Below are 11734 nucleotides of genomic sequence, written 5' to 3' on the forward strand. Positions count from 1 at the left end.
TTGTCCTTTTAGAACTCTTGCCTTCCAGAGCGGCGGCCTTGGTGCCCGACAAAAGTCCGACACAAATCCGACGGAACGCCGACCGCTCCGATCGATCTCATTCGGCGGCGACGGCCGCGCTCTGATCGAGATACTCGACCATCGCATCGGCGGCTTCGCGCCCGTCCCGGATCGCCCAGACCACAAGCGACGCGCCGCGCTGGATGTCGCCACAGGCATAGACACCCTCGAGGTTCGTTGCATGGGTCTTGAAGTCGGCCATGACGGTGCCCCAGCGGGTGGTCTCAAGCTCTTCGACGCCCCAGAGGTTCGGCAGATCTTCCGGCTCGAAGCCAAGCGCCTTGATCACCAGATCGGCCTCTTCGATATAGTCGGCGCCCTCGATCACTTCGGGGGACTGACGCCCGGAGGCATCCGGCGCGCCGAGGCGCATCTTCTGCACCATCACACCGGTGACCGGATCGCCCGCAAAGCCTTTCGGTGCGGAAAGCCAGACGAATTCAACGCCTTCTTCCTCGGCGTTCTGGGTCTCGCGTTGCGAACCTGGCATGTTGGCTCGGTCACGACGATAGAGACATTTGACCGAGGTCGCACCCTGACGGATCGCGGTGCGGACACAGTCCATCGCGGTATCGCCGCCCCCGATCACGACGACTTTCTTGCCCTCGGCATTCAGCTCGCCGCTGGTGTATTCTTCGACCTCGTCACCAAAGGACAGTTTGTTCGACACGGTGAGGTAATCGATGGCCTTGACGATCCCCTCGGCACCGGAGCCCGGCCCCTTGAGATCGCGGGATTTATAGACGCCGGTTGCGATCAGGACGGCATCGTGTTTGCCCCGGATCGCGTCGAAGGAAATGTCCTCGCCGACATTGCAGTTCAGCACGAATTCCACCCCGGAATCGGCCAGTTGCTGCACCCGGCGCAGCACGATGTCTTTCTCGAGCTTGAAGCCCGGAATGCCGTACATCATCAGCCCGCCAGCGCGGTCGGAACGCTCGTAGACGGTCACTTTGAGACCCGCACGGCGCAGACGATCCGCCGCGGCCAGACCACCCGGACCGGAGCCGATGATGCCAACGCTTTCCTCGCGCTCGGCGACGGGTTTGATCAGCTCAACCCAGCCTTCTTCCCAAGCGGTATCCGTGACGAATTTCTCGACGGAGCCGATGGTCACGGTACCATGACCGGACTGTTCGATCACGCAATTGCCTTCGCAGAGACGGTCCTGCGGACAAATCCGACCGCAGATTTCCGGGAAGCTGTTGGTGGCCTGAGAGATCTCATAGGCTTCCTTCAGACGTCCGGTTGCGGTGAGACGCAACCAGTCGGGAATGTTGTTGTGCAGCGGGCAATGGGCCTGGCAATAGGGCACACCGCATTGAGAACAGCGCGAGGCCTGCTCTTCCGCCTTTGCAAGCGCGAACTCGCCGTAGATTTCCAGAAAATCGTCCTTACGATCTTCCGCACTCCGCTTGGTCGGCATATCCCTGCCCACGGTCACGAATTTGAGCATCGGCTCTTTCGCCATGACACCACATCTCCGAAGGTTGGTAATTAGGTTGAGCGCTTCATTATAAGGTCTCGAAGAAAAAGAAAAGTCAGAAGTGCTGTCTTATTTTTCATTTCCCGGACAGCCCATCGTATGATTTCAAACCAATATGTCAAAAATTATGTCAGTATTATTGATATAAAATTAGCCTTCTTATTGATTTCAAATGAGTTTACCCTAGACGCAACCAAGGCCACATCGGAGACCCCATGAGCCTCTTTTATCTTCTCATCGTCGCAATTGTTCAGGGCATCACGGAGTTTCTTCCCGTTTCCTCCTCTGGTCACCTGATTCTCCTTCCATTTTTCCTCGGCACACACGATCAGGGACAGGCCATTGACGTCGCAGTCCATGTCGGCACTTTGGGTGCCGTGATCCTGTATTTCTGGCGGGACGTGAAGATCGGCCTCGCCGGACTGCCCAGATTGATGACCGGGCGCACCGATACGCCGGGATCGAAACTCGCCTTCCTTCTCATCGTTGCCACCATTCCGGTGATCCTGATCGGCCTCATACTGAAAGTCACCGGTCTTGCCGACGCCATGCGCTCTCCGGCGGTGATCGGCTGGACCATGCTGATCTTCGGCCTCGCGCTCTATTGGTTCGACCAGAAAGGTGCCGAAATGAAGGGGGAGGCGGATTGGAACCTCAAGGACGCGATCAAACTCGGGCTCTGGCAGGCGGTGGCGCTGATCCCCGGCACTTCGCGGTCCGGCATCACGATCACCGGTGCCCGCGCCATGGGATACACCCGCGCGGATGCCGCGAAAATCTCCATGCTGATGTCGATCCCGACGATCATGGCCTCTGGGATTTTGCTCGGAGCCGAAGTGGTCGGTGACGCGGATTGGGCGATGCTGAAAGACGCGGCCATCGGGGCGGTGTTCGCCTTCGGCGCGGCGCTTCTGGCGCTGACCCTGATGATGCGACTTCTGAAATCGGTGAGCTTCACGCCCTATGTGATCTACCGCGTGATCTTGGGCGTAATCCTGCTCGGGATCTCCTATAGCTAAAAGAAAACGCGCCCCAAAAGGGCGCGTTTGTCATTAAAGGGATGGGTGCGATCAGATTTCGCGCAGGTTCTTCGCACTTTCGCGAATGGCGTCATACTGGCCACCGTCGCGGTACACCCACATGTAATCCGGCAGAACCGCCTGCATTGCGGTCGGCTTGATCCCCAGATCGGCAAATGTTTTCGCCCCCTCGGACACGACATTGCCGACCTTCAGATTGGCGATCTGATCACCCGTCAGTATCCCGTTGTGGAACAGGCCCAGCGACAGCTTCTGCAACACAGTAAAACCGAAGGCCATCACACTGCCGACCCAGAAGGGCAGACCGACCACCAGACGTTTGCGATGAACGATCTTGAGCATTTCCACCATCAACTCGCGGAAGCTGCGGACATCGGGCCCACCCAACTCATAGATCCCCGGCTCCGCCTGACCCAAAACGGCCTTGACGGCGGCCTGCGCCACATCATCGACATAGACCGGTTGGAATTTCGTATTGGCGCCCACAAGCGTGAGAACCGGATTCTTTTCCGCCATCTTGCCGAAACGGTTGAAGAATTGGTCCTCCGTCCCGAAAATCACCGACGGGCGCAGAATCACGGCTGACGGGAAGGCCGCGAGCACCTTGGCCTCGCCTTCCGCCTTGCTCCGCGCATATTTGGACGCCGCCGTGGCATTCGCCCCAAGCGCCGAAATATGCACGCACTGTCCAATACCCTCTTCTGCCGCGATACGGGCAATACGCCCGGCGCCTTCGGCCTGAACGGCCTCGAAGGAATTCTTGCCGCGCTCGGTCAAAACCCCCACACAGTTCACGACCGCATCCGCGCCAAGCATGGCCGCACGCACGGAGGCGTCGTCACGAATGTTGCAGAACACCGGCTCGACCTGACCGACCGCGCCATAGGGTTTGACGTGCAGCGATTCGTTGGGGCGACGCACTGCGACGCGGACACGCCAGCCCTCCTTTGCCATGCGACGGGCGATGTACCGCCCGACAAAGCCAGCGCCGCCATAGATGGTGACCAGTTTCGTCATCTGCATCTCCAATGCCAAATTGTCGCGTCCGGTTTAGCTTTTCAGGGAGAAATGAACAAGGGATCTTCGCTCTCGCAAAAAACATTGAAAATGGCCGTTGACACGCCCCGCATCTCGCTTTAGATCACCGCCTCACGACGCATCTGTGCCCAGATGGCGGAATTGGTAGACGCGCCAGCTTCAGGTGCTGGTGTCTGTATGGACGTGGAGGTTCGAGTCCTCTTCTGGGCACCAAAATCCCCCCTTTAAAACATCGCAAAATGTCATTCAGGCGGGATTGCGTCGTACCTCCCGCATCATGAATGAAAACGGCGTCCGGTCTTGTAGTGAAATGCATCCGTGTCGGCTTCGCCTCCAACATCTGCCCGCGCCCTACGAAACCTGCATGCCATATGCGTCAGTCCCGAATGAGACTCGCAAGGTATTTGCCATATTCCGTTTTCTTGAACGTTTCTGCGTGCTCACGCATTTTAACGGTATCGATCCAACCCCTTTGATATGCAATTTCTTCGGGACAACCCGATTGCATGCCCTGCCTCATCGAGAGCGTACGCACGAAATTGCCGGCATCCAGAAGCGAGCCATGCGTGCCGGTGTCGAGCCAGGCGTAGCCACGCCCCATCCGCTCCACCGACAGCGTGCCATCGGCAAGATAGCTTTCAAGCAGTGTCACGATTTCCAACTCGCCACGCGGCGAAGGCCGGACTTCTTTTGCCCTGCGCGGCGCATCGCCATCGAGGAAATAAAGCCCGGTGACCGCGTAATTCGACGGCGGCACTTCGGGCTTCTCGATGATCTCTTCGACCGTACCCTCGCGATCGAATTTCACAACACCGTAACGTTCGGGGTCGGCCACATGATAGCCGAACACCGTCCCGCCCACCTCTTTGGCATCGGCCTCAGCAAGCATTTCCGGCAAGCCATGACCAAAGAAAATATTATCGCCCAGAACCATCGCGGAGGGCGCACCATCGAGGAAGTCTTCGGCAAGAAGGTAGGCCTGCGCCAGACCGTCGGGCGAGGGTTGGGTGATGTAGGTCAGGCTCAGCCCCCATTGCGATCCATCGCCCAGAAGGCGTTTGAACTGATCCTGATCCTGCGGCGTGGTGATCATCGCGATCTCGCGAATGCCCGACAGCATCAGCACGGAGAGCGGATAGTAGATCATCGGCTTGTCGTAGATCGGCATGAGCTGTTTCGACACCGCCATGGTCAGCGGATAAAGCCGCGTGCCGGAGCCGCCTGCGAGGATGATGCCTTTGCGGTCGGTCATGATGCCGTCTCCAACTCTTTAAGAACCTCGGCCAATCCGGCCTTCCAGTCCGGGCGTTCGATCCCGAATGTGGTTTCCGTCGTGCTGCAATCCATGCGGCTGTTGCCCGGGCGTTTCGCGGGCGTCGGATAGGCCGAGGTCGGGATGTCTTCGACCGCCATCGCCTTGCCTGCCTGCGTGAAAATCTCGCGGGCGAAATCGGCCCAGCTTACATCCGGCGCGCCGGAGAAATGATAGGTTCCGGCTGTGTTCGGATCTGTTTTGAGCCGTTCCGCGATGGTCACACAGGCTCTCGCGATGTCGCGCGCGGGCGTCGGGCCACCGATCTGATCGGCCACGACCGTGAGCGTGTCGCGGGTCTCGGAAAGCCGCAGCATGGTCTTCACAAAGTTGCCGCCATGAGCCGAGAACACCCAGGAGGTGCGCAGGATCGCGAAGGCGCCACCGGCCTCGCGAATGCCATTCTCGCCCTCAAGCTTGGTCTCGCCATAGACGCCCAGAGGGCCGGTCGGATGATCGGGGGCAAAAGGCGCTTCCCCTGCCCCGTCGAACACGTAATCGGTCGAGATATGCATGAAAGGAATGCCCAGATCGGCGCAGGTTTCGGCCATCTCGGTGGGTGCCGCGGCATTGATGAGCGTAGCCTCAAGCGGCTCGCTTTCCGCTTTGTCCACTGCGGTATAAGCCGCAGCATTGATCACAGCTTCGGGTTTGAGATCGCGGATCATCCGGCCACAGACCAGCGGATCGGTCAGATCGGCCTCATCGCGCGCGAGAAAGGTTGCGTCAGGCAGAAGCGCCTGAAGCTCCATCGCCACCTGACCGGTTTTGCCAAAAACGAGGATCATGCCTTGACCCCCAACCGTTCCCCAACCCCATGCCGGTCCTGAAGCGCGCGCCACCAACCCTCATTGTCGAGATACCACGCCACCGTCTGCGCCAGCCCTTCTTCGACTGTCACCGAAGGCCGCCAGCCGAGCTCTTCGCGGATGCGCGACGGGTCGATCGCATAGCGGGCGTCATGGCCCGGGCGGTCCGTCACAAAGGTGATCTGATCGGCGTAACTTCCGCTGGATTTGGGTCTCTTCTTGTCGAGAATTCTGCAAAGCGTTTTCACCAGTTCAAGGTTCGTTCGCTCGTTCTCGCCACCGATGTTGTAGCTGCGCCCGATCTCACCCTTTTCCACCACCAGCAAAAGCGCGTCGGCATGATCCTCGACATAGAGCCAGTCGCGAATGTTGGACCCGTCGCCGTAAATCGGCAGAGGCTTGCCCGCCAGAGCGTTGAGGATGATCACCGGGATCAGTTTTTCGGGGAAGTGGAAAGGGCCGTAGTTGTTCGAGCAGTTCGTCAAAACCACCGGTAGCCCATAGGTTTCGTGCCATGCACGCACCAGATGGTCCGAGCTGGCTTTCGAGGCCGAATAGGGCGAACGCGGATCGTAGGGCGTATCTTCGGTAAACTTGATCGCCGGATCGTTGGACAGCGAGCCAAACACCTCATCCGTCGAAATATGATGGAACCGGAAGCTCTCCGGCTTGCCCGTCTCGACCCAATATTTGCGCGCCGCCTCCAGCATGTTGAACGTGCCGGTGATATTCGTCTCGATGAAATCGCCCGGCCCGTCGATGGAACGGTCCACATGGCTCTCGGCGGCCAGATGCATCACCACGTCGGGTTTATGTTTGGCAAAAACAGTGTCCAATCCGGCCCGATCACGGATATCCACCTGCTCGAACGCATAGAGCGGGCTATCCGAGACAGAGGCCACATTGTCGAGGCAGGCCGCATAGGTCAGCGCATCGACATTGACCACCTCATGACCCCGCGACACCGCAAGCCGCACCACAGCAGAGCCAATGAACCCTGCCCCGCCCGTCACCAGAATCTTCATGTGTTGTCCTTTGTGAAAGGCGTCTCGAATTCGGCGAATGTCTGCGCCTTCTCATCCTTTTCCGAGATCACCGGCGTGATCCCTTCAAGCGGCCAGTCGATGCCGCAGCTGTCCCATTTCACCGCCCCGTCGCACTCCGGCGCGTAGTGATCGGTGCATTTATAAATAATCTCGCTGTCCGGCTCCAAGGTCATGAACCCGTGCAAGAAGCCCGCCGGAATCCAAAGCTGTTTGCCATTCTCGAACGACAGTTCCTCCCCCACCCATTGACCATAGGTCTCGGAGCCCTTGCGAGCATCCACGGCCACATCGAAAATCCGCCCGCGGCCACAACGGACAAGCTTGCCCTGCGCATGCGGCGGGCTTTGGAAATGCAGGCCCCGCACCGTGCCGACTTCGCGCGAGAGCGAATGATTGTCCTGCACGAACTCCGGCAGGTCGAGCCCGGCTTCCGTCAGTTTTTTCTTGTTCCAGCTTTCCGAAAAGAACCCGCGATGGTCGCCAAAACGCGGCGGCGTGATGAGATAAACGCCCGAAAGGGAAGTTGGAGAAATCATGACGACCTGTCTTTTCCTGTAGAAACATACTCAGGTCGAAAGTGCATAATTTCTGCGCCAGCCGCAATCTTTCCCGCTCTACAAAACGAGACTATCGCCAATTTGCAGCACTGACGCCAAATGCATGGCAAAATCGCGCGGGAAGGGGACCCTCCCGCGCAGGTCTTTCAAAAGTCCCAGTCTTCATCCTCGGTCGCAACCGCTTTGCCGATCACGTAAGAAGATCCCGAGCCCGAGAAGAAATCGTGGTTCTCGCTGTCGGGGCTCAGTGCCGCGAGAATCGCCGGGTTCACTTCGGACACTTCGCTTGGGAACAGCGCCTCGAAGCCGAGGTTTTGCAGCGCTTTGTTGGCATTGTAATGCAAAAACGCCTTCACATCCTCGCTCAGACCGATGCCGTCATAAAGCTCCTCGGTATATTGCGCCTCAATGTCGTAGAGATCGAAGAGCATGGCAAAAGCATAGTCCTTGAGCGCCTGACGTTCGGCCTCGGGCAACCGCTCCATCCCGCGTTGGAACTTGTAGCCGATGTAATAGCCATGCACCGCCTCGTCGCGGATGATCAACCGGATGAGATCAGCGGTGTTGGTCAGTTTCGCGCGCGACGACCAGTACATCGGCAGGTAGAACCCCGAATAGAACAGGAAGCTTTCGAGAAACACCGAGGCAATCTTACGTTTCAACGGGTCGTTGCCGGGCGCATAGGTTTCGAGGATCACGCGCGCCTTGGCCTGAAGATGCGGATTTTCCTCCGACCAGCGGAAGGCCTCATCCACCTCTTTCATCGAACAGAGCGTCGAGAAGATCGAGGAATAGGACCGCGCATGCACCGCCTCCATAAAGGCGATGTTGGTCAGCACAGCCTCCTCATGCGGCGTCACCGCATCGGGCATCAGAGAGGGCGCGCCAACGGTGTTCTGGATCGTGTCCAAAAGGGTCAGCCCGGTAAACACGCGAATGGTGAGGCGCTGTTCCTCCTCGGTCAGGGTCGACCAACTCGGAATATCGTTCGAGAGCGGCACCTTTTCCGGCAACCAAAAGTTCACCGTCAGACGGTTCCAGACCTCGAGATCCTTGTCGTCCTGAACCCGGTTCCAGTTGATCGCACGCGGAATGCGAATATCGGTCATATCTTTCATGAGAGGTCTCCTCAGAGCGTGCAGGACACGCAGCCCTGCACCTCGGTCCCTTCAAGGGCGGCCTGGCGCAGGCGGATGTAGTAGATGGTCTTGATGCCTTTTTTCCACGCGTAGATCTGCGCTTTGTTGATGTCGCGCGTGGTGGCCTCGGCGGGGAAAAACAGCGTCAGGGACAGACCCTGATCGACGTGCTCAGTGGCCGCGGCATAAGTGTCAATCAGCGGCTCCGGGCCGATCTCATAGGCATCGCGGTAGTATTCGAGGTTCTCGTTGTTCATGAAGGCCGCCGGGTAATAGACGCGGCCGATTTTGCCCTCTTTGCGGATCTCGATTTTCGACACGATCGGATGGATCGAAGAGGTCGAGTTGTTGATGTAGCTGATCGACCCGGTCGGCGGAACGGCTTGCAGGTTGCGGTTGTACAACCCGTCTTTCATCACGGTCTCTTTGAGTTTGATCCAATCCTCGCGGGTCGGCAGCTCCATCCCGTCGAACAGCGCCTTCACCACATCGCTTTCCGGCAGCCAGTCGCGGTCGGTGTATTTGTCGAAGAAGGAGCCATTGGCGTAATCGGAATCCTCGAAACCTTTGAAGCTCTCACCGTGATCGCGCGCCAAGGCGTTGCTTTCCCGGATCGCGTGATAGGCGACGGCAGCGAAATAGACCGAGGTGAACTCGACGCCTTCCGGAGACCCATAATGAATATGCTCGCGCGCCAGAAACCCGTGCAGGTTCATCTGGCCAAGGCCGATCGCGTGGCTTTCGTCATTGCCGCGACGGATCGAGGGCACGCTATCAATCGCCGACATTTCCGACACGGCGGTCAACGCCCGAACAGCCGTCCCGACCGTCTGGCCAAGATCCTTGCCATCCATCGTTTTCGCGATGTTGAGCGAGCCGAGGTTACAGGAAATATCGGTGCCGAGATGACTGTAGGACAGATCCTCGTTGAACTCGGAGGCTTCGTTGACCTGCAAGATCTCGGAACACAGGTTCGACATGTTGATCCGGCCCGCAATCGGGTTCATCCGGTTCACCGTGTCTTCGAACATGATGTAGGGATAGCCGCTTTCGAACTGAATTTCCGCCAAAGTCTGGAAGAACGCGCGCGCGTTGATCTTTTTCTTGCGGATGCGTTTATCGTCCACCATCTCCTCATATTTCTCGGTGACCGAGATTTCGGAGAAGGGCACGCCGTAGACCTTTTCAACATCATGCGGCGAGAACAGGTACATCTCGTCGTTGCGTTTCGCGAGTTCGAACGTGATATCCGGGATCACCACGCCCAGAGACAGCGTCTTGATGCGGATTTTCTCGTCTGCGTTTTCGCGTTTGGTGTCGAGAAAGCGCAGGATGTCGGGATGGTGGGCGTTCAGGTAAACGGCCCCCGCGCCCTGACGTGCACCAAGCTGGTTGGCGTAGGAGAAGCTGTCTTCCAGCAGTTTCATCACCGGGATCACACCCGAAGACTGGTTCTCGATGCCTTTGATCGGCGCGCCATGTTCACGGATGTTGGTCAGAAGCAAAGCCACACCACCACCGCGTTTCGACAATTGCAGCGCGGAGTTGATGCCACGCCCGATGCTTTCCATGTTGTCTTCGAGCCGCAACAGGAAGCAGGAAATCAGCTCGCCACGGGACTTTTTCCCGGCGTTCAGAAAGGTCGGCGTTGCGGGCTGGAACCGGCCCGACAGCATCTCTTCCATGAAAGACATCGCCAGCGCCTCGTCGCCCCGCGCCAGAGCCAGCGCGCACATCACAACGCGATCTTCGTAACGTTCAAGATAGCGCTGCCCGTCGCGGGTTTTGAGCGTATAGGAGGTGTAATATTTGAACGCACCGAGGAAGGTCGGAAAGCGGAACTTCTTGGCATAGGCCTCGTCCCAAATCTTGCGCATGAAGTTCTTGGAATACTGATCCAGAACCTCCGCCTCGTAATAACCTTCTTCCACGAGATAGCCGAGCTTCTCGTCGAGCGAGTGAAAGAACACAGTGTTCTGGTTCACATGTTGCAAGAAATACTGACGTGCCGCCATACGGTCGGCCTCGAAGCGGATGTGCCCTTTCTCATCATAGAGATTAAGCATGGCGTTGAGTGCGTGGTAATCGGTGGTTCCGTTCAGGCCATCGTCGAGCATGGCGCATCCCCCATATGTGCGAGCCCCAGTTTCCGGCCCATTTTTTCCAACCCGGCGCGAACTCGGGCGATATCATTGTCGAACCCCGCCAGCTCAAATTTGTAGAGCAACGGGACATTGCATTTGCGGGCAATAACATCGCCCGACATGGCATAAAGACTGCCGAAATTTCGATTTCCCGTCCCTATCACACCCTTGAGAAAGGCGCGTTTGTCGGCATCATTCAAAAGGCGAATGACCTGTTTCGGGATTGCACCGCGCCCCTCGCCATCCGCATATGTCGGACAGATCAGAACGAAAGGGCGGTCAATGGTCGGCCCCGAATCCTTTGGAGAAATCGGGATGCGTTTTGCCGGAAGACCCAGCCTTTCGACAAAGCGCATCGTATTCCCCGAGGTCGAGGAGTAATAGACGATATCCGGGATGCAGATTGGCAGCGGCTCCCCGGGCATCGGGTCAAACCAGACGTGCAATCATGTCAGGACGGAAACCGGACCAGTGATCCTCACCTGCAACCACGACCGGCGCCTGACGATAGCCAAGCCCTGTAACATGGCTCATCGCCTCATCGTCTTGGGTCAGGTCGATCACATCGTAGTTCACACCTTTTGCGTCCAGCGCACGGGTGGTTGCGGTACATTGCACACAGGCGGGTTTGGAATAGACGGTGACGCTCATCTCTTGTCCTCTGCTCGTTGTCATTCAGAGTTCCCGAGCGCGGGCAGCGACACACCACCTCACACGCCCCCGAACCCTCCGTTCGTGGTCATTTTTAGTTCTGGCAGATATCCTGACTCGCAGCTCGAACACCTCCGCTCACCTTCCCAGCACAAGCCAGTGGATTTTGAACGTCGATTTGCCACTCACAGTTGCGGGGGCAGTGCCGGATTTTCACCGTCTTCCCTGTTCGCCCTTTGATTCCTCATTGGGCACCAGAACGCATTCTTTTTGCCAGTGAGTCCCATATGGTGTCAATCCGAATATACCAGATACAGTGGTATATTTTTCTCATCACACCATACATAGGGAAAATTACATCAAACCGCACAAGCTCACGCCCAAAAAAACCGGGCTTAATGGGCGAAAACTCCCATCCTGTTCATAAATTTCCATGCTGTTTGCCACCCTAT

General features: G+C 57.7%; 11 protein-coding genes, 1 tRNA gene and 1 riboswitch. Of the genes, 2 read left to right on the plus strand and 10 right to left on the minus strand.

What is annotated here, in order from left to right:
* Positions 1-97: 97 nt before the first annotated feature.
* Positions 98-1531: an NAD(P)-dependent oxidoreductase gene (locus V1471_RS14235; protein WP_434289679.1), complete on the minus strand. Its 1434-nt coding sequence runs from the start codon at positions 1529-1531 to the stop codon at positions 98-100.
* Positions 1532-1761: 230 nt separating this feature from the next.
* Here V1471_RS14235 and V1471_RS14240 point away from each other — a divergent pair, with 230 nt between their 5' ends.
* Entirely contained in the window at positions 1762-2565 is an 804-nt protein-coding gene (locus tag V1471_RS14240) for an undecaprenyl-diphosphate phosphatase (protein ID WP_434289680.1), read from the plus strand.
* A gap of 51 nt (positions 2566-2616) precedes the next feature.
* Here V1471_RS14240 and V1471_RS14245 read toward each other — a convergent pair whose 3' ends face one another.
* Positions 2617-3603, minus strand: a complete 987-nt coding sequence (locus V1471_RS14245) for a complex I NDUFA9 subunit family protein (protein WP_434289681.1) — start codon at positions 3601-3603, stop codon at positions 2617-2619.
* A gap of 147 nt (positions 3604-3750) precedes the next feature.
* Between V1471_RS14245 and V1471_RS14250 the strand changes: the two genes are divergently transcribed.
* Positions 3751-3837 (plus strand) — tRNA-Leu (locus V1471_RS14250).
* A 163-nt stretch (positions 3838-4000) separates the two neighbouring features.
* Here the strand turns inward: V1471_RS14250 and rfbA are convergent.
* From rfbA to nrdH, 8 genes are all read right to left on the minus strand, one after another.
* Entirely contained in the window at positions 4001-4876 is an 876-nt protein-coding gene (rfbA, locus tag V1471_RS14255; RefSeq protein ID WP_434289682.1) for a glucose-1-phosphate thymidylyltransferase RfbA, read from the minus strand.
* A complete protein-coding gene (gene rfbD / locus V1471_RS14260) occupies positions 4873-5724 on the minus strand; it encodes a dTDP-4-dehydrorhamnose reductase (RefSeq protein WP_434289683.1) in 852 nt (283 codons plus the stop codon). Before rfbD ends, rfbA begins: the two co-directional genes overlap by 4 nt.
* A complete protein-coding gene (rfbB, locus tag V1471_RS14265) occupies positions 5721-6770 on the minus strand; it encodes a dTDP-glucose 4,6-dehydratase (RefSeq protein ID WP_434289684.1) in 1050 nt (349 codons plus the stop codon). Before rfbB ends, rfbD begins: the two co-directional genes overlap by 4 nt.
* Positions 6767-7327, minus strand: coding sequence for a dTDP-4-dehydrorhamnose 3,5-epimerase (rfbC, locus tag V1471_RS14270; RefSeq protein ID WP_434289685.1), 561 nt, complete (start codon positions 7325-7327; stop codon positions 6767-6769). Before rfbC ends, rfbB begins: the two co-directional genes overlap by 4 nt.
* 167 nt (positions 7328-7494) lie before the next feature.
* Positions 7495-8466 (minus strand): class 1b ribonucleoside-diphosphate reductase subunit beta, encoded by a 972-nt coding sequence (gene nrdF, locus V1471_RS14275; protein WP_434289686.1) that lies wholly within the window; start codon positions 8464-8466, stop codon positions 7495-7497.
* 11 nt (positions 8467-8477) lie between these two features.
* Positions 8478-10604 (minus strand): class 1b ribonucleoside-diphosphate reductase subunit alpha, encoded by a 2127-nt coding sequence (gene nrdE / locus V1471_RS14280; RefSeq protein ID WP_434289687.1) that lies wholly within the window; start codon positions 10602-10604, stop codon positions 8478-8480.
* Positions 10586-11056 (minus strand): class Ib ribonucleoside-diphosphate reductase assembly flavoprotein NrdI, encoded by a 471-nt coding sequence (gene nrdI / locus V1471_RS14285; RefSeq protein ID WP_434289688.1) that lies wholly within the window; start codon positions 11054-11056, stop codon positions 10586-10588. Before nrdI ends, nrdE begins: the two co-directional genes overlap by 19 nt.
* A gap of 4 nt (positions 11057-11060) precedes the next feature.
* Entirely contained in the window at positions 11061-11282 is a 222-nt protein-coding gene (gene nrdH, locus V1471_RS14290) for a glutaredoxin-like protein NrdH (RefSeq protein ID WP_434289689.1), read from the minus strand.
* A gap of 85 nt (positions 11283-11367) precedes the next feature.
* Positions 11368-11556, minus strand: a riboswitch (cobalamin riboswitch).
* Positions 11557-11734: the final 178 nt, after the last annotated feature.

Origin of the sequence: Celeribacter sp. SCSIO 80788 (genome assembly GCF_051054295.1) — a bacterium.
In the GTDB taxonomy this organism is placed as follows: domain Bacteria; phylum Pseudomonadota; class Alphaproteobacteria; order Rhodobacterales; family Rhodobacteraceae; genus Celeribacter.

What these genes read in the sequence shown, in the direction of transcription:
- V1471_RS14235 (WP_434289679.1), bottom strand. Translation starts at nt 1,531, where the DNA reads ATGGCGAAAGAGCCGATGCTCAAATTCGTGACCGTGGGCAGGGATATG.
- V1471_RS14240 (WP_434289680.1), top strand. Translation starts at nt 1,762, where the DNA reads ATGAGCCTCTTTTATCTTCTCATCGTCGCAATTGTTCAGGGCATCACG.
- V1471_RS14245 (WP_434289681.1), bottom strand. Translation starts at nt 3,603, where the DNA reads ATGACGAAACTGGTCACCATCTATGGCGGCGCTGGCTTTGTCGGGCGG.
- rfbA (WP_434289682.1), bottom strand. Translation starts at nt 4,876, where the DNA reads ATGACCGACCGCAAAGGCATCATCCTCGCAGGCGGCTCCGGCACGCGG.
- rfbD (WP_434289683.1), bottom strand. Translation starts at nt 5,724, where the DNA reads ATGATCCTCGTTTTTGGCAAAACCGGTCAGGTGGCGATGGAGCTTCAG.
- rfbB (WP_434289684.1), bottom strand. Translation starts at nt 6,770, where the DNA reads ATGAAGATTCTGGTGACGGGCGGGGCAGGGTTCATTGGCTCTGCTGTG.
- rfbC (WP_434289685.1), bottom strand. Translation starts at nt 7,327, where the DNA reads ATGATTTCTCCAACTTCCCTTTCGGGCGTTTATCTCATCACGCCGCCG.
- nrdF (WP_434289686.1), bottom strand. Translation starts at nt 8,466, where the DNA reads ATGAAAGATATGACCGATATTCGCATTCCGCGTGCGATCAACTGGAAC.
- nrdE (WP_434289687.1), bottom strand. Translation starts at nt 10,604, where the DNA reads ATGCTCGACGATGGCCTGAACGGAACCACCGATTACCACGCACTCAAC.
- nrdI (WP_434289688.1), bottom strand. Translation starts at nt 11,056, where the DNA reads ATGCCCGGGGAGCCGCTGCCAATCTGCATCCCGGATATCGTCTATTAC.
- nrdH (WP_434289689.1), bottom strand. Translation starts at nt 11,282, where the DNA reads ATGAGCGTCACCGTCTATTCCAAACCCGCCTGTGTGCAATGTACCGCA.